Annotated in this window: 14 protein-coding genes; 8 read left to right on the plus strand and 6 right to left on the minus strand. The window is 60.5% G+C overall.

Translation table 11 applies throughout. The features are described 5' to 3' along the window. Nucleotides 1-173 precede the first annotated feature (173 nt). From Q1A34_RS18125 to Q1A34_RS18140, 4 genes are all read right to left on the minus strand, one after another. Nucleotides 174-2,177 carry a transporter substrate-binding domain-containing protein gene (locus tag Q1A34_RS18125; RefSeq protein ID WP_300037705.1) on the minus strand — a complete coding sequence of 668 codons (2,004 nt, stop codon included), beginning with the start codon at nt 2,175-2,177 and terminating at the stop codon, nt 174-176. A gap of 104 nt (nt 2,178-2,281) precedes the next feature. Continuing rightward, nucleotides 2,282-4,267, minus strand: coding sequence for a hypothetical protein (locus tag Q1A34_RS18130; RefSeq protein ID WP_300037708.1), 1,986 nt, complete (start codon nt 4,265-4,267; stop codon nt 2,282-2,284). Nucleotide 4,268: 1 nt separating this feature from the next. Continuing rightward, nucleotides 4,269-5,381: a phosphatase PAP2 family protein gene (locus tag Q1A34_RS18135; RefSeq protein ID WP_300037712.1), complete on the minus strand. Its 1,113-nt coding sequence runs from the start codon at nt 5,379-5,381 to the stop codon at nt 4,269-4,271. A gap of 21 nt (nt 5,382-5,402) precedes the next feature. Continuing rightward, nucleotides 5,403-7,229: a hypothetical protein gene (locus tag Q1A34_RS18140; RefSeq protein ID WP_300037715.1), complete on the minus strand. Its 1,827-nt coding sequence runs from the start codon at nt 7,227-7,229 to the stop codon at nt 5,403-5,405. A gap of 176 nt (nt 7,230-7,405) precedes the next feature. Between Q1A34_RS18140 and Q1A34_RS18145 the strand changes: the two genes are divergently transcribed. The 7 genes from Q1A34_RS18145 to Q1A34_RS18175 all read left to right on the plus strand — a co-directional run bounded on the left by Q1A34_RS18145 (nt 7,406) and on the right by Q1A34_RS18175 (nt 16,384). Next, a complete protein-coding gene (locus Q1A34_RS18145) occupies nt 7,406-8,404 on the plus strand; it encodes a VPLPA-CTERM sorting domain-containing protein (protein WP_300037718.1) in 999 nt (332 codons plus the stop codon). Nucleotides 8,405-8,444: 40 nt separating this feature from the next. Further along, on the plus strand, nt 8,445-10,304 hold the full coding sequence (locus Q1A34_RS18150) for a serine hydrolase domain-containing protein (RefSeq protein WP_300037721.1): 1,860 nt from the start codon (nt 8,445-8,447) through the stop codon (nt 10,302-10,304). A 295-nt stretch (nt 10,305-10,599) separates the two neighbouring features. After that, nucleotides 10,600-11,640, plus strand: coding sequence for an aromatic ring-hydroxylating dioxygenase subunit alpha (locus tag Q1A34_RS18155; RefSeq protein ID WP_300037724.1), 1,041 nt, complete (start codon nt 10,600-10,602; stop codon nt 11,638-11,640). Between the two features lie 93 nt (nt 11,641-11,733). After that, nucleotides 11,734-12,261: a FecR family protein gene (locus tag Q1A34_RS18160; protein ID WP_300037727.1), complete on the plus strand. Its 528-nt coding sequence runs from the start codon at nt 11,734-11,736 to the stop codon at nt 12,259-12,261. 97 nt (nt 12,262-12,358) lie between these two features. Then, nucleotides 12,359-14,080 carry a CHASE2 domain-containing protein gene (locus tag Q1A34_RS18165; RefSeq protein WP_300038193.1) on the plus strand — a complete coding sequence of 574 codons (1,722 nt, stop codon included), beginning with the start codon at nt 12,359-12,361 and terminating at the stop codon, nt 14,078-14,080. A gap of 302 nt (nt 14,081-14,382) precedes the next feature. Then, on the plus strand, nt 14,383-14,820 hold the full coding sequence (locus tag Q1A34_RS18170; RefSeq protein ID WP_300037730.1) for a universal stress protein: 438 nt from the start codon (nt 14,383-14,385) through the stop codon (nt 14,818-14,820). Between the two features lie 10 nt (nt 14,821-14,830). Next, the gene (locus tag Q1A34_RS18175) at nt 14,831-16,384 is read left to right on the plus strand and encodes a sodium:alanine symporter family protein (RefSeq protein ID WP_300037733.1); all 1,554 of its coding nucleotides are present in this window, start codon (nt 14,831-14,833) and stop codon (nt 16,382-16,384) included. 40 nt (nt 16,385-16,424) lie between these two features. Here the strand turns inward: Q1A34_RS18175 and Q1A34_RS18180 are convergent, their stop codons facing one another. Continuing rightward, the gene (locus Q1A34_RS18180; RefSeq protein ID WP_300037736.1) at nt 16,425-18,845 is read right to left on the minus strand and encodes an FAD-dependent oxidoreductase; all 2,421 of its coding nucleotides are present in this window, start codon (nt 18,843-18,845) and stop codon (nt 16,425-16,427) included. A gap of 188 nt (nt 18,846-19,033) precedes the next feature. Between Q1A34_RS18180 and Q1A34_RS18185 the strand changes: the two genes are divergently transcribed. Further along, nucleotides 19,034-20,554 carry a trimethylamine methyltransferase family protein gene (locus Q1A34_RS18185; protein ID WP_300037739.1) on the plus strand — a complete coding sequence of 507 codons (1,521 nt, stop codon included), beginning with the start codon at nt 19,034-19,036 and terminating at the stop codon, nt 20,552-20,554. On the opposite strand, the gene Q1A34_RS18190 is transcribed toward Q1A34_RS18185, so the two are convergent. After that, nucleotides 20,538-21,524: a LysR family transcriptional regulator gene (locus tag Q1A34_RS18190; RefSeq protein WP_300037742.1), complete on the minus strand. Its 987-nt coding sequence runs from the start codon at nt 21,522-21,524 to the stop codon at nt 20,538-20,540. The two genes, Q1A34_RS18185 and Q1A34_RS18190, sit on opposite strands and share 17 nt — an antisense overlap. Nucleotides 21,525-21,542 lie beyond the last annotated feature (18 nt).

Below are 21,542 nucleotides of genomic sequence, written 5' to 3' on the forward strand. Positions count from 1 at the left end.
GGACAACACCAAAAGTGCGCACGTTGCCCCCGGGCGGTGGGGATTGCAGGTATTGGTGATCAATCGCAAAGCGGGACCGCCTCGGAGTTTCGCCTGCGGATCAGTGACATTTTGGTGAAAAAGGGTCCTGCCGGACAGCATTCGCGAAAGAATTCAGAAAACGGCCAGCGCGATCACCCGGCTTCAGAAAAGAGGATGATGTCCGCGGCGCGGTGCGGGAAAGAAACAGAGAAAATACTGCCCCGCGGTGCTGCATCGGCTACCCTGACTTCGCCCCCCCATTCCTCTACCGTTTTTCTGACATAAGCGAGACCGAGGCCGTTCCCGTTCGAGGCGCTGCTCAGCCGCCTGAAAGGTTCAAAAACAAGTTCTTTGTGCTTGTCCGGAATTCCCGGCCCATCATCCTCGATCCGGATCAAAACAGCGCCGTTCTCAACAGAGCCACTGACTTTGATGCGACCGGACGCCTTGTCATGATGCTTAGCAGCATTTGAAATCAGGTTCCGCATGACAGTCTTAAAGGCCGTTGGGTTCACCAGAACGTTCGGCATATCCTGTTCGATTTCAAGGGAGAAACCTGGAGGCACATGCGCCATTGCAGCGGCGCATGCGATCAGATCATCAGGTGAAATCACTTCTTTTTCCAGAGAAGCGTGGTCAGTCTGGCAATATAGCAGCAGATCCTGGATCAGCTCCGACATGCCGGAACACAGGTCATGCATTGTGTTCATGTGCTCCAGGACAGGTTCTGGAACTGCGATGCCAACGTCCTCCATGTCCTCACGGATAAAGTTGAGCAGCACTTTTTGCTGTATGATCGGTGCCTTCAGGTCATGGGCCGCAATTGCTGCGAAAGTTGCCAGACGTTCGTTGGCGGCTTCGAGACTTTGCGTCTGTTTTTCGATCGTGTCCTGTTGTTGGTGCAGACGTGTAATATCCACCCGAATGGAGGCATAGTGCCCGGGTTTCAGCCGGAACTCCCTTGCTTCAAAAATCCTGCCATCGCGCGCCTTTACCTGCCGTGCAAGGCTTTCACCTGATCTGACAGAAGAAATGATGCCCTCAACTTTTTCATCGATGTCGGCAGCATTGGCTTCGCCCACCATAGTGCCGTCCCGATAAGACTTTCCAATGATTTCCCGCATGTCGATACCGGACTTGAGATCATTGATAAGGGTGGGAAAGCTTTGGGAAAACCCATTGTTCCAATGGATGGCGCGCAGATCTTCGTCATAGATTACGATTGCAGCGGCCACCTCGTCGAGCGCAGAGACCAGCAGGTCATCGGCTGCCTTGATACGGCGCAGCTGTTCGGAATATTTCCGGTGTTTTCTTGCTGACAAGCCAAAGTAGGCCAGGCTGGCGAATACCATAATCGTGGCGCAAACGGCCCACCAGAACAGCGGGTGATCCGTCAGTGTCCTGGACCGCCCGAACCATCGTTCATAGATCATCCGCAGATCCGCGTCCGTCAGGCTGGTGCGAATAGCGGTGTTCAGTGCCTGCTGTACCTCTGGTCTGTCCGGGGCGGCGAAAAATCCGGCGGGGCTGGAAATCAGTGGCGGATCGAGCATCCTGATGCGGTGTTCCACATCGGCCTGGCGCAACCGGCCCAGAAAACTGTCGCTGGCACCTACGACCGCGTCTACTTCCCCGGTCAGCAGCGGGAGGACCAGATCATCGGTATACGCATACTCGACGATTTGAACTAACGGAATTTCACGGGCCCCGTTCACGGCAAAGCTGCCCCCGGTGACCCCGACCCGCAGACCGGAAAGGTCTTCAGGCGTCTGGGCGCTGTGTCGTTGGAGGACAAACGCCCGCAATTCAAATGACCCCAGAGCATTACTGGGCAGGCCGCGCTCCTTACGCGCCTCCGTCAGAGCCAGAAAGGAGGTGAGGTCAGCTTCGCCGGAGTTTATCATCCGCATACTTTCAGCGGGGTTCGGGGACGGGACAAATTCCAGATCGTAGCCGGCGCTGTTGGCCAGCCGGGTGATCAGATCAATGGAAAACCCCTGAGCACTGCCGTCCGGGCCGGTGAATGAATAGGGAACAAACTGTTCATACGCCACTCTCAGGCGCTGTTGGTCTGCAAAGACGGCAGACGTCCACGCAATCACCAGAAGTGCAGCAAAACCGGTCGTTTTGAATGTACGGATGCAGTGTTCACGCATGCTGTGTTTTGTCCGCTTCCATGGCTGCGGAAACGGATACAGATCAGACCTGAATTTTACGTAAACCAGGTGTTTTCAGCCCGATCTGCAGCAGGTTGGAATCGTTACTCCCCGACGTCCAGACCCGCCAGCGCACCGGTCAGCTGTTGGCTTCCGCGCCGTCGTCCGGCGTCTTCATCCGGTGCATCGGACAGCGTTCCGACCCCGCTGGCAAGATGGCGAACCAGTTGCGGGGCGGCGACGCTGGTGCCGCTGATCAGCACGCGGCTGCCCGATCTTGAACCCGCTGCCGGTATGCCCCCGCGCACGGGCGATCTGTCACCCGGCGCGTCTGCGTCGATACGTTCTGAAGTGCTATCCAGGGCCGTGGCGGAGTACTCTGCTGGGGGTGCATCCGCACCCAGGCCTGCGCGGCTCCCGACACTGTAGCGGCGCGTCTGGTCGGTTGCAGTCGCCGCAGCGTTCAGTGTACCGGCGCGGCGTATCACTGTGGCACTGTCCGGTGCGTCTTCGACAATCAGTCTGCCGGTGTGATCACGCCTGCGATGGGCGGTATCGGTCAGATAGCTCTGGCGTCCGGTGTCCGCAAACCCCCCCGGCACGTCATCCCGAAGAACCCATGCATCAATGCGGTAGGGCGTTGTGGTGTTACAGTTCACCGTTACCCCCCACGTACCGGGCGGCGAGACCGGGCGCATATCGCGACCCGGGTCTGTAGCGTCCAGCGCCAGGGTCAGTACAGCTATTCCCTCCGGGTGCCGCCAGACGGACAACCGCCCGATCACGGCGCCATTGCGCTGCAACAGGCGGATGTTCTGCAGTGTCCGGCCCGCAGTTGGCAGTACGGTCGTGCTGATCGGTTCCTCCGCGCCAGGAGGGGTGAGAGAGAGCGTCACGCTGAGCGGCTCAAACATCGGGTCTGCCTCTGGTGCCAGCCGGATCTCCAGAAAGTTGGCCGATGTATCAACCGGTTGCAGATGCCAGCCCATCGTCAGCACCTGCGCTGCCTCCAGGCTGCGTGCGTGCCCGTCACTCAGGTTGTTGTTGCCTGCTGCGACGACAACCGTAAACGGGGCCTCAGCAACGCCCATCTCCTGAGCGATCTGCGCGCTGTGCCGCCCGGCAACCCGGTCGATTGTCTGCTCCAACCGGTGCAGGCCACCGCGCGGCCCCCCCGTAAGACCAAGACTGAAGTTCACAATCACCGGCACGACAACACCGGTCCGGGCCATCAGTCTGCGTGCGCGATCAGCGATGTATTCGAGGCCAAGGGCAAAGGGCAGGGCCAGCATGGACCCTGCGGTTTCCCGCGTCACTTCCGGCGGCAGCGAGACTGCAATCACGGGCAGGGTGTCACCGGCAGCATCGTCCGGGTCGAACCCCGCTGCGATATCAAGCACATGCGTTCCGTGGCTGGTTCGGAAGCCCAGTGGGCTGAAGCCTGGACGCGCAGGATCGTCGCCCAGCAGTCGCAACAGCTGGTCCTCATCACCGCCGGTGTCGTTCAGAGCATTTTCAATATCTGCCTGCAGCCACTCGCGTCCAAAGGGCAAACGGTCTTCAAGCCGGTCGGCCCCCTGTATCCAGGCGGCAACGACGCGTGAACTGTCCTCCCTGTGCCGGAACCTGGCGTGGAAAATGTTGATGCCATGGTCGATTGTTCCGATGATCGCGGATGGCGCCGGCAGCGGGCTGGCAGGTGTCCGCGACCGCGGTGAGCCGATACCCGTGCGCCTTCGCAACTCCTCAGCAGGCAGGGGCGCACCGGATGCCAGCGGCAACACGAAAACACGCGGGTCCTCGAAATCATCTGCGAGCGGGTCGAGCAGGTCATCCAGAGCATCAGAGCCAAAAGCCAGCTGTGCCGGATTGTCCCCGGATGCAGGGTTGGTCACGCTCAGCGCACGCCATGCATCCCTTACGTCGGGACGGAAACCGTCCTGATCCAGAGGCATTGAAAACAATGTGGCCGTCGCGGCACCTCCCGTGCGCAGGTAGGGGCTGTTGCGCCTGAAAAGCCAGGCGCTTACCGGCTCCAGGCGGGGATGAAACGCCGCGAGACCAGGGTCGGCTACCCACTCAACAGACATCTCAGAGTGCCCATTCTGCAAGCGCGTCGGTCCAGACCCGCGCCAGCAGGGCGGAAAGGTCTGTGCCTGCGGGCCCGGGCTGTTCCTCGACAATCGCCGTCCCGCTCTCGGTCATGGGGCTCTGACGTGCACCATCGTGCCAGATGCGGGATGTATAGAAGTCCTCATTTCCGGTCTGTGCACCGTTGAACCGCAGCGGCTGGACCGCATCCAACTGCCCGGCGCGCGCGGCAATGATGTCGGCCACGACGGTTCCGAGCATGGCACCAGCGAAACTGTCGACCGGGAAATGCACGCCCGCCACCGTCCGGTTAACCGCGATCCGCGCCGCCATATGCATAACCTGCGCGGCCGCATCCGGTGCCGCCGTCGCAAGACGGATCAGTGTTTCCGCGATGGCAAAGGCTTCGGTCGCGTGACCACTGGGCAGGCTGCTGTGCGTCGGGGTCGGAATAATGGGCTGGATCTGGGCTGAAAGCGCGACCGGCCTGTGGCAGGCCAGCATGTGTTTGCTTTGTTGCGCCGCGTGCGACGCACAGTCCTGGGCCAGTGACAGCAGTTGCAGGGTGGCGCGGTGGCGTCCGGCCTCCAGCCCTGTGATCTGGGCAAAATAGGCAATTGTGCCGGCCGTCTGGTCCGTTATTTCGGCGATCCTGTCAGACCGCAGATCGGCATAGTCGCTGACCATCCGGGCCTGCGCTGCAAAATCTTCAGGTGTTGGCGCTGTCATCTGTGCCACCGGGGCTGCGGTGAAACCCGGAGACGTGCCCGATGGGTCGGCCTGGTCCAGCAGATAAATGATCGCCGTGCCACTGTCCGGGTCCGCGCCATAGGACAGGCGGCTGAGCACCTCGTTTGACAAAACGGTTTGCTGGCTGGGCGCGCCCCAGAGGTTCAGGTTTCCGGGATCCGCCAGATTGCGTGGCACGGGCGTTGCACTGCCCTGCCAAAGACCGGCAATGCCGTCATGTGCGGTAATGTAGCCGACGGGCGACGCGGTTACTGAGGCCCCCAGAGACTGCAGGCTTTGCAGCGATTGAAGAGACTGAAGGGATTGCAGGGACTGCAACGACTGAAGCGATTGCAAGGACTGGAGAGACTGTAAAACAGGCATGAAAAAACCTTTCTGGGAAAATCAGTTCACCGGGACCCCGGCGTGTCGGAGCGCATCCGCCCATATATGGCTGATACTGCTTTGGGCGGCGGGATGGTTGCGCTGGTACTCTGACACCCGCAGACCCGGATCAAGACGCATCAGTTCACCCGCGGCCTTGCGGGCCTCAGCCTCGCGGCCTGCCAGTTGCAGGCCGATCACCCGGCACCTGTGCGCCGACAGATGCAGCGGATTGTGCCGCAGCGAGGCCTCGGCCATTTCAACCGCCTCGTCAAAGCGTCCTCCGGCAACATAGCTCCCGGCGCTGAGGGTCTGGAAAAACGGTCGCCGCGGATCACGGGGCGAGAGCATGAAAGCCCTGTCTGTGAGAGCAACCGCGCGGGCACCGTCACCGGTAAAAGTGTCCAGCACAGCATTGAGCTGGGAAATAAAAGCACTGCTTGGATTGATGTCCTGGGCTGCATCAAAGCGTTGCTGTGCTGCCGCAAAGTCCCGCCTGAGGATTGTCTGGATGTTCCCGTCAATGGCCAGTGACAGCGCGCATCCGGCATTCAGATCAAGAGCATTCCGGACAGCGGCCTGTGCCTTGGTCTCGTCTGTGGGGATGTCATCGCTCCATTTCTGATAGATCCGCAACAGATGCCACTGGGCGAGCCATGCCCGGGGCACCGAATGCCCGGGGCAGCGGCGGATAACCTCGCCGAGCTGCGCTTCGGCCCGGTGAAAATGCCGCTTTTCAAACGAATGCATCAGCGCCACCGCCGATATCAGCAGACTGTGCGCCTCCAGTTCGGGCAGAGGTGTGCAGGAACCTGCCGCGATAGACCGCGACATGATGATACGCAAAGCCTGCCCGACGATCTGGCTGGTCAGGTAATCCTCTCCGGCCAGAAAGTCCCGCAATCTGATTTTCTGACGATCAGACCAGAGCACCCGGTGCCCGTCTGTTTCAATCAGGGTTGCGTCCACGGTCAGGTGTCCGTTGGCTTCGCGGCACTGGCCGGTCAGCACGTATTCAGCATCCTTTGCAGGCGCGTCGTCTGGTCCGGCCAGAGCACGGCTGGTAAAGTGGGATATGGCGTCAATCAGCTGGGAGCGGGCAAAGTGGCCGGTCAGTTCCTGTGACAGCGCATCGCCGATGCCGCCGGGCTGCGCGGCTGCGGTTTCTGCAAAGGGACACACCAGAATTCTGGGCAGCACATGCGTTTGCGTCGCAGAAAAAACCGCCGGGGCAGGGAGGTTCTGCCCGATCCGCTGAGCGCGCAGCCAGTCCTCGAACCCTTCTTCGGGCAGGTCGATACCTTCCAGAAATTCGCCGTCAGTGTCGGAGCCTTCGAAGGTTACAGTGCCTGTGCGCAGTGCAATCTGATCGCGAGAGTTGTCAAACAGCTGATCCAGCGCGGGCCCGGTGCTCTGGCGCAGCGCGTGCAGCAGTTGCCGCAGGTTGGCACGCCCGCGCGCAGCGGTGCTGTCAGACCACAGCGTATCTGCCAGCCAGGCCCGGCTGCGCCGCATGTCCGGTGCAGTTGCCAGCAGCGCAATCAGGGCGATGTTGCGGGCACCTGTGATCTGGGCGCTGACAGCACCGGATAACCGGACACCCGGCGCACCATAGAGCCGCACGTTCAGACAGATGTTGACCTTGTCAGGCACGATCGCACGCATTCCCACACCACAGTACGCAGTCCTGGCCGGAGCGTGCATCGATCTGCCCGGAACCCGCGTTCCACCCTCGTCAGCATGGGTGAAAAACCCGTCAAAAACAAGCGTGGGACCTGGCAGCAGCCGGTGCCTGCAGCATTCGGGGCGCGCGGCGCGGCGCAGTGGGACGTCGGGTGCAGTGGTCATTGGGTGCAAAGCCTGACGCGGCGAGCGTCAGGTTTGCGTCAGGTTTCCGGCTGACGGTTTTCTGATGCAGGCCGGTGTTTGCTGGGCCTGCGCCGCTTTTTCGGCGTCCGGACGGATCACCGCAGGCTGCGGATTTCATCTGCCCGGCACCAAATCACATACAGAAAGTTTCAGTCATGAAGGCATATGTTTTATCTCTTTCCTCCATTGCGGTTCTGAGCGCCGGCACGGCATTTGCAGCCCCCATTTCAGCAGACAGTGACCTGCGGCTCTATCACAGTTACGTTCTGAATTCGGGCTCTGTGCCACAGGGTATCCGCCTGTCCGTTCTGCCGGGTTCACTGGAAATCAGCGGTGGCGCGGAAAGCAGTGTGGATGACCCCACGGCTACTAACAGCGTTACAACAGATGTTGTCGTTGGTAATCCGTTTTCGGACCCGCCACTGCCCTACAGCGCGAGCAGATCTGATCAGACCACGCTGCCAGGCGGGACCGAAGGTGCAGGTTCTTCATTTGACGTTGAGGTGACGGCAATTGATGACCCGGATGCGGATCCTTTTGAGACTTCGATCATCGAGCGGACCGTCCGGAACAGTGGCTCGGCCCGGGCCGGGATCACTTCTGAACCTGTGGCAGCCGCTGCGCATTCCAATTATGCGATTACACGGGGGTATCTCTTTGAGAACCTCAGCGATGATCTGATCTCCTTCAACATTGTGGGCGACGTGAGAGCATCTTTTTCGGCAGGATATGACGGGGTGGATGGGTTTGCGCGCACCTCTGGCACTATTTTCAACGAATTCGGCAATGGCGTTGGCGCAGAGATCGGCTACCTGCCTCTGGCACCGTACCTGCGCACGGTCACCGAAGAGGGCGACAGCGCTGCGGTTGCAGAAAACCTGATTACCGGCAGTGACGGGTTCATGTTTTCCGCAGCGACCGGTGCCACCGGAACGGGCGGTGAAAACACTGCCGCTCTGGACGTAACATGGCGCTACCTCTTTTCCATCAGCCTTGATCCCGGCGGTTCGCTCGAGATGCTGACGGGGTTCCGGCAGCGCAACGCGGTAGAATACATGCCGCAACCGGCTCAGGTACCGCTGCCGGCCAGCCTGGCGTTTCTGCTCGCCGGTATGGCCGGGTTGGGGGTTCTGCGCCAGCGCCGGGCCGCGTGATCCGGCGTGAATATGATTTTCAGTAACAAGGAGTTTCCAGATGTTTTTTTCACAGAACCATTCCACCGCCACCACCCGCACCCTGATCCGCAGTCGCGGCCTGATTGCGGGGCTGGCCATACTGGCCTTTGCCGGCCCCGTTTCCGCTGGACCCGGTTTCGCACCGGCCGCGCTGGCGTCCGAAATTGACGGCCCGCTGCAGGACCTGCTGGAGGACGGTGGTATAGTCGGCATGACCGTCGCTGTCACCCAGGGCGGCAGGCTGATCTATTCGAAAGGGTTTGGCAAAGCCAGACGCACAGAGGTTGCCGGTGGGCGCAACGTGGTGATGCAGCCAGATCACCGGACGCGGATCGGGTCCGTGTCCAAGGCAGTGGTGTCCGGCCCCGCGCTTTATCAGGCGATGCAGGCCCGTGGCATGGACCCGGCCAATACCAAGGTGTACGGCCAGAACGGTATTCTGGGTACACGGTATAATACCGTCCAGCGTGTCTCGACCGACCGGCACAATCCGATCATTTCCATCGCGATTGCCTCCGATGACAGGGTATATGCCTGGTATCGTAACGGCACGGTCAGTATCGGAACATCGGGCAACCTGACAGCCCACCAGCAACCCCGCAGTTTCCGTGTTGCTGAAGGCAAGGAACTCAGGGATCTGCATGCGGTTGCGATCAGCCCCGATGACCACGTTTATGCCTGGTACAAGGACGGTACCCGCAGCATCGGTACATCGCGTGATCTCGATGCGCGGCAGGCAATCCCGCTCGATGACGACGGCAAGCCCACGCAAAAGGCGTCTCTTCCGGTAGGCACTGACGGAGACCGCAAATCGATGCATGACGTCGTCGGTATCGCCATCGCGAAGTCCAACAGCCATGTTTACGTCTGGTACGACGATGGTACTCTTTCGTCGGGGACATCGCTTGATTTCGACCGCTACTTCGCCAGTCGCACCTATGCCTCACCCAACATCAACCAGGCGGACTACCGGTACCGCATCCGTGGGATGGGTATAGCCGCAAACGACAGGGTCTATGCATGGTCTTCGGGCAAACTGGCTTTCTCCGGGCACAGCCGGAACCTCACCGCGTACCGGGCGCCCTATGCTTACCGACATGCTCATGATGTACACCAGCGCAACACGTTTCTGGATATCACCGTCCAGCATCTCTTTGATCATCGCAGCGGCTTTTTCGGCGGTGGCGATGTACCAGCGACCCGGCGCATGTATCCGCATCACGGCGAGCCGGAATACGATCTGATCCACAAACACTTTCTGGCAACCCGCCCGCTGCAATGGCCTGCCGGAGAACGCTATTCCTATTCCAATCACGGAATGGGCCTGACAACGCTTCTGATCGAGGCGGTGACCGGAAAAACCTATCGCGAATACACGGTGAACAGCTATCTGCGGCCCATGGGGCTCAAGGGCAAAGTACGGGCGCAGAAGGCACGTCCGGATACTTCTGATGCATGGCCCTATAAACGGACGTCCTCGGGGCATGAAGCGCTGGAGTTCAAGGCCTCGACAACCGGGCTTGCGGCCGGTGGATGGACGGCGTCGGCCCAGGGGGTGCTGGGGATCACGACACGCCTGGCGGATACCATCGGGTATGACGGTATGGATATTGCTGCATTCCGGTCAACTTCACGCGGAAAGCTCAGCCACAACGGGTCAACCGGCGGCGGATATGCCACCGTGGCCGTTTTTCGCGACGGGTACACCGCCGTCAGTGGTGAAGACCTGAGTGATATTCATGTGGCCATTACGACCAACACAAGCGGTCTGTCCGACAGCACCGAGGCTGCGATCCGGTCCATGGCCAGCACCATCGCCAAGGCTGCGGCCAACGCGGATGTGCCGGTCACCACAGACTACTGGAACCAGGCCTGGTAATTGACGGCCTGTGTGAAACCGACGGGGCGGTGTCATTGTGGCACCGCCCTTTTTTGTGCCCGTTCATCGGAGCAATACCTTTCGTGCGCTGGCACGTCCGGGCTCCTGCCCGTGCTGCGCGGGTTTGGCCTGCCTGATCACGGCGTGCAGCGGCCTGTTTCCGTAAGGCAACTCGCAGTTCGGTGCCGTTTTTCCGTGCCCTGCGCGTCTAACCGGCGACATCACGCTCGACGGCATGCGGAAACAGGGGTTAAACCGGTCAGGACAGACAAATGCTGACCCCCTGGAGATCGGAATGTTTCTGAAGAACGCCTGGTATGTTGCCGCATGGGACCATGAAATCACGCGCGACCTGCAGCAGATTACCGTGCTTGAGGAAAAAATCTGTGTGTTCCGGTCTGAGAGCGGCGAATTGGTCGCCCTCGAAGATGCCTGTCCACACCGCAAACTGCCGCTGAGCAAAGGGCGCATCAGGGGGGACACGGTTGAATGCGGGTATCATGGTCTGACGTTTGACTGCGCAGGCCAGTGTGTCTGGTCTCCGGGCACCGGGCGCATTCCGTCCGAGGCGCGGGTGCACGCCTATCCGCTGCATGAGAAATACGGGTTGGTCTGGATCTGGATGGGCAACCCGGCGCTGGCCGATCCGGACGACATTTTCGACATACCAAACTACGACGATCCGGCCTGGGGTATCAACCGCGGCTCTGCGATGGAGCTTGAGTGCAACTACCTGTTCATGTGCGATAACCTGCTCGATCCGACCCATGTGGCCTGGGTGCATGAGGGCAGTTTCGCAGCAGCGGGCACACGGGACACACCCCTGCGTGTTACCAGAACCGACAGCGGCGTTATTGTGCACCGCTGGATCATGGATCATGAGCCTGCGCCTTTTTACAAAAAGGTCATCGCTTTTGACGGTCACTGCGACCGGTTGCAGCATTATGAGGTTCGCTACCCCGGCCACGCACTGATCCGCGCGGTCTTTACGCCGGCGGGCACCGGTGGTCCGGACGGGCCGATGCATGACGATACCTTTATTATGGACAGCTATAATTTCATGACGCCCACCAATGCGCATCAGACCCGGTACTATTGGTTTCAGCTGCGCAATATCCGACCGGATGATGAAGAGCTGTCCCGGATGATGAGCGAGGATGTGCAAAAGGCCTTTGAAGAGGATCGCGCCGTGCTCAACGAGGTGCAGGCGGGCATGCTGAACAAGCGCTCTGCGCATATCGATCTGCCCATTGATGCAGGACCCTTGCGGTTCCGCCGCCAGCTGCAGGCGATGATCAACGAGGAACAGCAGGTCGACCGGCAGATGGCCGAGTAGCGGAGCAGGTCAGCGCCCCTGCTGCTTGCAGCAACCAGCTTTATGTGAAAGCGTCACGGCGCCTGGGGTGTGGTTCCTGGCCGGGGGTGCAGTATGCCAGAGTTGATGTCGAAGAATGCGCGGGCCGGTGCAGGGCTGACCACCTTACTGCTCGCGAGCACCCTGAGCACAATTGCGACGGATGCCTTCGCTGGCTGTGTTGCGTCCGGTAGCGGCGCCGTTGACAGGCTGACCTGTGGCACCGGGTTTGTGCTTGAAAAGGCACCCGGGAGTGAACTGACGCTTGTGCCGCGGCCAGGAGATGCACCGCCACGCACATTAGAGCTGCTGGATGGCGCAATCCTGATCGAGGTAGAGCCCGGCACGCGCCCCACGCAGATCCGGACGCCGAATGCCATCGCTGCCGTGCGCGGAACAACCTATGTTGTCGAGGTGACCGCAGCGCAGACATCGGTCTTTGTCATAGATGGCGAGGTCAGCGTGCGGCGGGTGTCTGATGCAGCTAGAACAGTGCGTCTGCGCGCGGGCCAAGGCGTGGACGTGTCGGACAGCAGGTTCACTGATGCGCTCCGCTGGCCGGACAGGCGCGTGCGCGCGCTGCTTTCCCGTTTTGGGCGCTGACGCCCGGCCGAACGTCCCTTTTCCGGCGATTCTGCTGGCGGGTGTCTGTGCGGGTCTGCTCTGGGCTGCGGCTTTTGCGGTGCCTCATTTGTCTGGAATGCCTGTGGTTTCCGAAACGCTGGAAAACCGGCTGACAGATCTGCGGTATCGTCTGACAGGCCAGCGCACGCCCGAACCATCAGTGGTTCTGGTAGCTATTGATGATCGCACCCTCGACGGTGGGTCCTCAGCGAGTGCTCAGGGCCGCGACCGCCTTGCGCGTCTGATCCGGAACATTTCAGACAGCGGTGCACGTACGCTGGCTGTCGATATCCTGTTGACCGAAGCGGGCGATCCGGACACCGACGATGCGCTGGCGCAGGCACTTCGGGCGATACCAACTTTTCTCGCGAGTGCTGCGCGGTTTGAGGGCGCGCCGGACGGTGCGACTGCCGGTGTGCTGTTGCCGCAACCGGTTTTCCGGCAGGCGGCACAGATCGGGCTGGTCAACCTGTCCACAGATACCGGCGGAATCCCGCGTTACATACCGCTGCTGCTGGAGGCAGGGGGAGAGATACGCCCGGCAATGGCGCTGGCCGCAGTGCTGAGCTACAGCGGTGAAAAGGCCTCCTTTGACGGTGGGGCGCTGCAAATAGGCAGCCGCCGCCTCCCTCTTGATGCAGGGTTCAATCTGCCGCTCCGGCACCTTGGGCCATCGGGCACGGTCCCTGGCATAAGTGCTGCCGATCTGCTGCGCGGGCCGCAGCCTGATCGCCTCAAAGACCGGCTTGTTGTGCTGGGCTATACGGCATCGGGTGTGGGCGACAGGTTTCCAACGCCTTTCGACCCCAGCACGCCGGGCGTCGAAATCATTGCAACAACCGTGTCGCAACTGCTGGGCGGCCCCGGGCTGTGGCGCGACGATACCACACGTGTCTGGGATGCAGGGCACGCGGTGCTGCTGACAGCGGCCTCTATGGTGGCACTGATCTGCCTGCCGCTCGGTGCCGGTGCGGCTGTGGTTGCTTTTCTGGTGGCCGGGTCATTTGCAGTCATCACGGGACTTTTTGCGACCGGCATCTGGATGAGTGCTGCCCTGCCGCTGATCTGCGCGGTGCCACCATCACTTGCCTGCGGTGGGCTGCGCTATCGCACAGAACGACGCCGGGCCCACAGATCGGAACAGGCAGTGCGCGCTCTGCGGCGTTTCCAGTCGCCCATGCTGGCCGACAGGATTGCGCGTGAACCGGATTACCTTCTGCGGCCCGTCACAAGGGACATGCAGGTGTTCTTTGTCGATCTGACGGGGTTCACGACCCTGTCGCAGAAACTGGGGTCAGAGGGCACGCGCGCCTTGCTCAGCCGGTTTCACTCTCTGGTCGGTGAGGAAATCGAGGGCGCCGGGGGCAGTGTGCTCAACTATATGGGCGACGGTGCTCTGGCTGTATTCGGTCTGGCGGAGACCGGCGAGGTTCACTCCGCTGATGCATGCATCGGTGCTGCGTTGGCTCTGGCGCAAAAGCTGGAGGCCGAGGACAGCTTTGCCCGCACAGACGGGACACCGGCGTGCCGCATCGGTCTGCACAGCGGGCCGGTTGTGTTGTCGCGGCTTGGCACCGATACCCATCAGCAGGTCACGGTCTCCGGGGATACCGTAAATCTGGCAAGCCGCCTTATGGAAGTTGCAAAAGAAGAGCGCGCTGCGATCGTTGCAAGCGGGGAGTTTATGCAGAACGTCATGACCCCGCCTGGTGCTGCGCGTTCTGCTCAGGTCCGGATACGCGGACGCGAAGGCACAGTTCAGGTGCATGCCTGGACGGTTCCTGACAATCATTCCTGATCCGGTAATTGTTCTAAAAACGCAGATGAAAATCACTCAGAAATTGCTGAATCAGCGGCGATTCCCCCAGGGCTAGAAAAATGAGCGTTTGGAAAACCTGATCAATACAGCCCATTTCGACTGCGTAACGTTCATATCAAAGTTCAAAAGATCGAAATTGTCGTTAATTCAGCCCCATTAGCGGGCGAAAATCGAAGAAGCTGGTCAGATGGGGCGGAATTGGGGTGCTGTGGTTTCGTTCCTTTCAATACACGGCACGTCGGACGCGCAAAAAAGCGCGCCGGGAACATCAAGAGGGACATATGCCATCAAAACTGGTTATCGGTCTGGATGGAGCAGGATCGGGCAATCGTGCGCTCGATTACGGCAAGAAACTTGCCTCGCTCATCGGAGACTGTGAAATTCTGGTTGTCTACGTGATTGAATGGTCGCCATTCACTTTCCAGACAGCAGAGGAAAACGCGCAGCGCCACAAGCGCCGCGAAGAAGAGATTGCAGTCGCGACAACACGGGTAGTTGAACCCGCCGTGGCGCAGCTGACATCCGACGGTTTCACCGCGACGGGCAAAGTCCGCCACGGTGATGTCGCTGAAACCCTGAATGCCATCGCCGTTGAAAACAAAGCAGACCAGATTGTGGTCGGACGGTCATCCGAGGGAGGCTTCTCCTCGCGGATATTTGGCAGCTCAACCAGTAATCTTGTCATGCACGCCAGCATGCCAGTCACCGTCGTAGGGTAAGGGGAACGTTATGAAAACGAACATCAGACACCTTGCAGGGGGGGCTCTGGCCACTGTCCTTGCAAGCCCGGCGCTGGCGCAGGAAGCGCAGACGCTGGATCAGAGGGTCAATGAAATTTTTGCCCAGTTCACCGGCCCCTTCGTGAGTTTCATCTTTGCACCGTTTCCGGGAACCGCTTTTCCCTGGATTGTGATGTGGCTCGTGATCGCGGCCACGGTTTTCACCGTCTATTTCGGGCTCGTACAGGTCCGGTTTTTCGGCCATGCGATCTCGCTGGTCAAAGGCGACTATTCCGACCCCAATGATGCGGGCGAGGTCAGTCACTTTCAGGCGCTTGCCACGGCGCTCTCGGGCACTGTCGGTCTCGGCAATATCGCCGGGGTGGCGGTTGCCGTGGGCATCGGCGGGCCGGGGGCCACATTCTGGATGATCCTCGCGGGTCTGCTGGGCATGGCCTCAAAGTTCACCGAATGTACGCTGGGTGTGAAGTACCGCAATGAATACCCCGACGGCACCGTTTCGGGTGGTCCGATGTACTATATGTCCAAGGGATTTGATGAACTGGGTCTGCCGGGGGGCAAAATCCTCGCGGTGCTGTTCTCGATCTTCTGTATCCTCGGCGCTCTGGGCGGCGGGAACATGTTCCAGGCCAACCAGGCGCACGCGCAGATTTCCGGGATCCTGGGTGACTATCCGGGCTGGATTACCGGTCTGATCTTTGCGGGTGTTGTCTTTGCCGTGATCGTGGGTGGTATCAAATCCATCGCCAACGTGACCGAAAAAGTCGTACCTTTCATGGGTATCCTGTATGTCGGTGCGGCACTCATCATTCTGATCGTCAACTTTGACATGATCGGCTGGGCCTTTGGTCAGATCTTTGCCGGTGCCTTTACCGGGCTTGGGGTAGCGGGCGGCTTTGTCGGCGCGCTGATCCAGGGCTTCAAACGGGCGGCCTTCTCGAACGAGGCGGGCGTTGGTTCTGCGGCGATTGCACACTCTGCGGTGAAAACCAAGGAGCCGATCACCGAAGGCTTTGTGTCCCTGCTCGAGCCGCTTATCGATACGGTTGTGATCTGCACCATGACGGCGCTCGTCATCGTGATCTCGCAGCAACTGATCATTGATGAGGTCACGGGCAACTATGTGCTCAACGAAGCGGGCACGGCGATTGCGACAGTGGGCGGTGTTTCGGGTGTTGAACTGACATCGGCGGCCTTTGCGTCCGGTATCAGCTGGTTCCCTTATGTGCTGGCCGTTGCGGTTGTGCTCTTTGCCTTCTCGACCATGATCTCCTGGTCGTACTACGGGCTGAAAGCATGGACCTATCTCTTTGGCGAGGGCAAAGGTTCTGAGCTGACCTTCAAGGTGATCTTCTGCATCTTTATCGTGATCGGTGCGGCGGCCAGCCTCGGCCCTGTGATCGATTTCTCGGATGCGGCGATTTTTGCCATGGCGGTGGTCAACATCTTCGCACTCTACTTCCTGATGAAACTGGTGCGCCGTGAGCTGGAGTCTTACAGCGCGCGCCTGAAATCAGGTGAGATCAAGAAGTTCTCGCACTGACGAAACAGCCGGGGGCGGTGATCCGCCCCCGGAACTCCGCTCACTCCCGGACCCGCAGCATTTCCGGGTCGTAAGGACAGGGCGTGATCACCTCACAGCTGACCATCTCTCCGAGCATATCAAGATCAAGTCTCTGACCCGGCTGAGCGAGGGTCGGATCGACAAAAGCCAGCGCCAGGTTCAGGCCCGTCCGGTGGCCATAGTCGCCAGACGTCACCGTCCCGACAACGATGCCATCCTGCATGAGAGACGCTCCACCCTGGGCAGGTGCGTTCTGACTGCCGACTGTCAGCGTGACCAGCGTTTTGCGCGGGCCCTCCGCCTGTCTTTGCACCAGCGCATCGCGCCCGACAAAACCCGGTTTGTCCATTTTAACAAAACGTGACAGGCCGGTCTCAAAGGGGTCAAACTCCGTCAGGATTTCGGCTTTCCAGTGCAGGTAGCCTTTTTCCAGCCGCATGGATTCGACGGCCCGGCTGCCAAAAAGACCCATGCCATGCTCTGCACCCGCCGCGCGCAATGCCAGCCAGGCGGCATAAAGCTGGTTGTTCGGCACATGGATTTCATAGGCCAGCTCGCCCGAAAAGCTGACCGACATGACCACAGCGGGTGCGATGCCAATGAAACACTCCCGGACATGCAGCCAGGCAAAGGCATCCGCCGACCAGTCTTCGCGGCTGACAGCAGACAGCACGTCGCGCGCCTTTGGTCCGGCGAGCACAAGGATCGTATGCTCGTTCGTCAGTGAACGGATCTGCACATCCTCACCCGCGCGCAGATGCGCCTGCAGCCAGTCCATATCGTGGAATTCTGACGCCGCAGCCGAGCCATACCAGACACGCCCCCCGGGCAGCCGGGCCACCGTGGCCTCGGACTTGACCATGCCATGATGGTTCAGCAGATACCCAAGACCAACGCGTCCTTCTGTCTTTGGCAGGCGGCCACAGATCATCCGGTCGAGGAAGGTATCCACGTCTGATCCGGTCAGTTCAAACCGGTTGAAGCCGTTGACCTCGGTCAGCCCGACAGCGTTCTGAACGGTCGCCACCTCCTTTGCCACCAGATCAAAGACATTGTTGAACCGGAACCCATAGTCTTCGTGAAAATCGGGGTCCGGTTTGATGTATTCCATCCGTTCCCAGCCGTTCACCGTACCGAACGCGGCCCCCTCTGCCGCCAGGATCGGCGTCAGGGGCGTCGTCTTCATGGGCCGGCCGGCGGGGCGGTTTTCGTGTGGAAAGTGGAACCGGAACTCGTTCTGATAATCCTCGATCGCCTTGAGCGCTGTCAGTTCGACATTCGCATGTCCGGTGAAACGGCGCGGGTCGATCACCCAGGTGTCATAGCAGGCCTCGCCATGCACAATCTGCTGTGCCAGCAGCCAGCCATGCCCGCCGCCTTCGCCGAGGCCCGCGCGCAATCCGATGATGCAGAACGCGTTGCGCTTGCCCGGAATGGGGCCCACCAGCGGCGCACCGTCGATGGTATAGGTGATCGGGCCGTTGACCACCGTATGAATGCCGGTTTCCATCAGCGCAGGCATCCGTTCAAACGCGCCTTCCAGCACGTCTGTGACGCGGTCCAGATCGTCGGGGCAAAGCGCATTCACAAAGTTCGGGTCGATCCCGTCCATGCCCCAGGTTTTGCAGTCCTGCTCGTAGAACCCCACCAGCAGACCGTTCTTTTCCTGGCGGCAATAGTAATCGCTGATCGGACAGCGCAGCAGCGGCATGCGGTGCCCGGCCTCTTTGATCGCGGGGATTTCCTCGGTCAGGAAATACTGATGCTCCATCGACATCACCGGGTGGTGCACGCCCATCATCGCGCCGACCTCATTCACCCGATACCCACAGGCGTTCACGACGATCTCTGCGTGAACATCGCCCTTGTCGGTGGAAACGATCCAGCTGTCGTCTGCCAGTTGCCGCAGCGCAGTGACAGGTGTGTTGCGGTGCACTTCGGCGCCGGCTTTGCGCGCCCGCCGCGCCAGCGCCTGACACAGCTGCGCCGGGTCGATATCGCCATCCAGCGGATCCCACAGCCCGCCGATCAGATTATCGGTCGAGATCAGGGGATGGCGGCGCGCACATTCGGCGGCGTCGATGACCTCAAAATGCACGTCCATCCCGCGTGCCATGGACGCAAAATGCCGGTATCCGTCCATCTGTTTTTCGGTATTCGCGAGGCGGATGCCCCCGTCACCATGGTGATAATTGATCGGATAGTCCGGATCATTCGCCAGCTCCTGGTACAGATTTATCGAATGGGTCTTCAGCCCGACCATGGTCTGGTTCATGCCGAAATTCGTCACCTGCGCTGCCGAGTGCCAGGTCGTGCCCGAGGTCAGCTCGTTGCGCTCGAGCAGCATCACATCGCTCCAGCCTTCCTGCGTGAGGTGATAAAGTGTTGAGCAGCCGGCGATCCCTCCCCCGATCACGACGACCTTTGCTGTATTCTTCATTCCCGGCGGGCTCCTGTGTTTTCGGCGGTGCGCCAAAGGGACCATTCAGGTGCGCGCGGTCAAGAAGATCACGGCGGGTGTCAGAAAATCGAAAGTAATATTCTAAAAAGCAGGAACCGCTCTTCCCTGCTTGCCAGTTACTTCGGGCCGGGATCAGCTTTCCGTGGAAACAGTTGCAGAGGCACGGGATGGCAAAACAACGCGAGCGCCGCAAAGGGCGTGCTGCGGTTAAAGCACAGCGTGCCCGCGCGCCGGTTTTCAACCCAGCGGCTCCGGGGCCCGTGGGGGGTGCCTACAGACCGCTGAACGAAGCGGATCTGAACGCGATCTTTGATACGGCTCTGCGCCTGCTGGAGAAACTGGGCATGGGCGAGGTGCCGGACCGTCTGCGCAAGGACCTGCTTAAAGCCGGGGCAGAAAACGGCCCGGACGGACGGCTGGTGTTCCCGCGCAGCCTTGTGCTCGATGCAATCGACGGCGCTGCAAAGACATTTGTTCTGCACGGCCGCGATCCGGCCCGGTCCATCGAAGTGGGGGGCGACCGCGTCTGGTTTGGAACGGGAGGCGCGGCGGTACAGACGCTCGATCTTGATACCGCCCTCTACCGCCCGTCAACGCTGGCAGACCTTCATGATTTTACCCGTCTGCAGGACAGTCTGACAAACATCAGCTGGTTCACGCGCTGCTGTATCGCGACCGATGTGGCGGACCCGTTCGATCTGGATGTGAACACAGCCTATGCGCTGCTCCGGAATACGACCAAACCGGTGGCAACTGCCTTTACGCTGCCTGGGCATGTGGCTCCGATTGTGCAGATGTTCGATGTCGCTGCCGGGGGTGACGGCGCATTTGCCAGGCGTCCCTTTGTCAAGGCACACATCAGCCCTGTCATTTCGCCCATGCGCTACGGCGAGGATGCGGTGGACGTCACATATGCCTGTCTTGAGCACAACATCCCTGTGTCCTGTATTACGGCAGCACAGTCCGGCGCCACGGCCCCCGCAACACTGGCGGGTTTTCTGGCACAGTCGCTGGCAGAAACCCTGGGATCGCTGCTGATGGTTCACGCGGTGAAACCCGGGCACCCGATGGTCTTTTCCAACTGGCCGCTGGTGGTGGACCTGCGCACCGGGGCGTTTGCGGGCGGGGGCGGTGAAACGGCGTTGCTGAATGCGGCATCGGCGCAGCTGAGCAACTGGCTTGGCCTGCCGTCAGGGGTTGCCGCATCCATGACCGATGCCAAAGCGATCGATGCGCAGTATGGTGCAGAAAAGGCGATGACATCGCTGGCCGCAGCCCTCGCCGGGGGCAATCTGATCTATGAAAGTTCCGGGATGACCGCGTCCCTGCTGGGCGCAAGTTTCGAGGCGTTTATTCTGGATGACGAGATGCATTCCGCCACCTACAGGGCGCTGCGGGGCATCGAAGTGACCGAGGAAAACCTGGGCTTTGAAGCGATCTGCGAGGCGGTGCTGGGGCCTGGTCATTTTCTGGGTGGCCAGCACACCTATGCCGCAATGGAACGGGACTATTTCTATCCTTCGATTGCAGACCGCGATGCGCCGGGCACCTGGCAGGAAAACGGCGCTCTGGATGCGTGGAGCCGCGCAAGAGAACGGGCGCGCGAAGTCCTGCGGGATCACAGACCACAGTATCTGACCGCTGAGCAGGACGCGTCGATGCGGTCGGGGTTCAGACTTCTGATGTGATCCCGGGCGGATCTGGCAGGATAAACCGGCCCCGCAACCAGGGCAGTTGCTGCAGTGCCGGTTCAATGGCGTAGTCGCTGATCAGTCGCCGCATATGCTGCCAGACGAGACGCGTTGTCGCGGGGGCCAGGTCTGCCTGGGCCAGCAGAGAGATGGAGCGTGCAAATTCCTTGCCAGGCAGGGGCAGGATCGTAACCCTTTCGCTGAAACGCCGTGCGCGCAGGTAATTCGTTGGCGTGGTTATGGCCCAGCCTGTGCCATCGGCCACCATGCCCATCAGGGACTGATTGCTCTCAAACTGAAACCGGTGGGGCAGTTCAATCCGCTGGCGGCGCAGATGTGTGCTGATCTGTTTTCCGATGATCTGGTCGTCGCTGTAGCGCAGAAACGGCAACGTGCAGGCACCTTTCATGCAATCCTGCGGGTCAATTGCCGCACCCACAGGCAATGCCAGAACGTAGGGATCGCGCAGCAAGGGCATATCAGTGAGCCCGTCGGGGAGGGCCTGTGGCAGCGTGGCAATCCCGATATCTATGGCACGGCTGTGCAGAAGCGACAGGATGTCGTGACTGGGGCGCGTCAGATGTGCAAAACGACAATCAGGCATGACGCGCGCCAGTTGTTTGGCCAGCTCAGGGGCGATCTGGCTGTCAAAATCCTCGATCAGGGCCAGCCGCAGATTGCGCACATCAGACAAACGACCCGTCAGCGCGGCACTTTCCGCGCGACGCAGCAGTGCGAGGGCCTCTTCCACATAGTCCAGAAAAGCTGTGCCCTCCGCTGTCAGCGCCATGGGGCGGCGCGAATGATCCAGCAGTGTTACCCCCAACGCCTGTTCCAGCTGGCGCAGATGATGAGAGACGGTGCTGATGGACAGACCGGCTTCCCGGGCCACTGTCTGCACCTGGCCGGACCGGGCGGCCTCGCGGAAGATCTCCAGCGACTTGAGGCTGAGTTTTGATCGGTGCATGTCCGGTTCCGTTGTGTG

This window comes from uncultured Roseobacter sp., assembly GCF_947491795.1.
In the GTDB taxonomy this organism is placed as follows: Bacteria; Pseudomonadota; Alphaproteobacteria; order Rhodobacterales; family Rhodobacteraceae; genus Roseobacter.

What these genes read in the sequence shown, in the direction of transcription:
- Q1A34_RS18125 (WP_300037705.1), bottom strand. Translation starts at nt 2,177, where the DNA reads ATGCGTGAACACTGCATCCGTACATTCAAAACGACCGGTTTTGCTGCA.
- Q1A34_RS18130 (WP_300037708.1), bottom strand. Translation starts at nt 4,267, where the DNA reads ATGTCTGTTGAGTGGGTAGCCGACCCTGGTCTCGCGGCGTTTCATCCC.
- Q1A34_RS18135 (WP_300037712.1), bottom strand. Translation starts at nt 5,381, where the DNA reads ATGCCTGTTTTACAGTCTCTCCAGTCCTTGCAATCGCTTCAGTCGTTG.
- Q1A34_RS18140 (WP_300037715.1), bottom strand. Translation starts at nt 7,229, where the DNA reads ATGACCACTGCACCCGACGTCCCACTGCGCCGCGCCGCGCGCCCCGAA.
- Q1A34_RS18145 (WP_300037718.1), top strand. Translation starts at nt 7,406, where the DNA reads ATGAAGGCATATGTTTTATCTCTTTCCTCCATTGCGGTTCTGAGCGCC.
- Q1A34_RS18150 (WP_300037721.1), top strand. Translation starts at nt 8,445, where the DNA reads ATGTTTTTTTCACAGAACCATTCCACCGCCACCACCCGCACCCTGATC.
- Q1A34_RS18155 (WP_300037724.1), top strand. Translation starts at nt 10,600, where the DNA reads ATGTTTCTGAAGAACGCCTGGTATGTTGCCGCATGGGACCATGAAATC.
- Q1A34_RS18160 (WP_300037727.1), top strand. Translation starts at nt 11,734, where the DNA reads ATGCCAGAGTTGATGTCGAAGAATGCGCGGGCCGGTGCAGGGCTGACC.
- Q1A34_RS18165 (WP_300038193.1), top strand. Translation starts at nt 12,359, where the DNA reads ATGCCTGTGGTTTCCGAAACGCTGGAAAACCGGCTGACAGATCTGCGG.
- Q1A34_RS18170 (WP_300037730.1), top strand. Translation starts at nt 14,383, where the DNA reads ATGCCATCAAAACTGGTTATCGGTCTGGATGGAGCAGGATCGGGCAAT.
- Q1A34_RS18175 (WP_300037733.1), top strand. Translation starts at nt 14,831, where the DNA reads ATGAAAACGAACATCAGACACCTTGCAGGGGGGGCTCTGGCCACTGTC.
- Q1A34_RS18180 (WP_300037736.1), bottom strand. Translation starts at nt 18,845, where the DNA reads ATGAAGAATACAGCAAAGGTCGTCGTGATCGGGGGAGGGATCGCCGGC.
- Q1A34_RS18185 (WP_300037739.1), top strand. Translation starts at nt 19,034, where the DNA reads ATGGCAAAACAACGCGAGCGCCGCAAAGGGCGTGCTGCGGTTAAAGCA.
- Q1A34_RS18190 (WP_300037742.1), bottom strand. Translation starts at nt 21,524, where the DNA reads ATGCACCGATCAAAACTCAGCCTCAAGTCGCTGGAGATCTTCCGCGAG.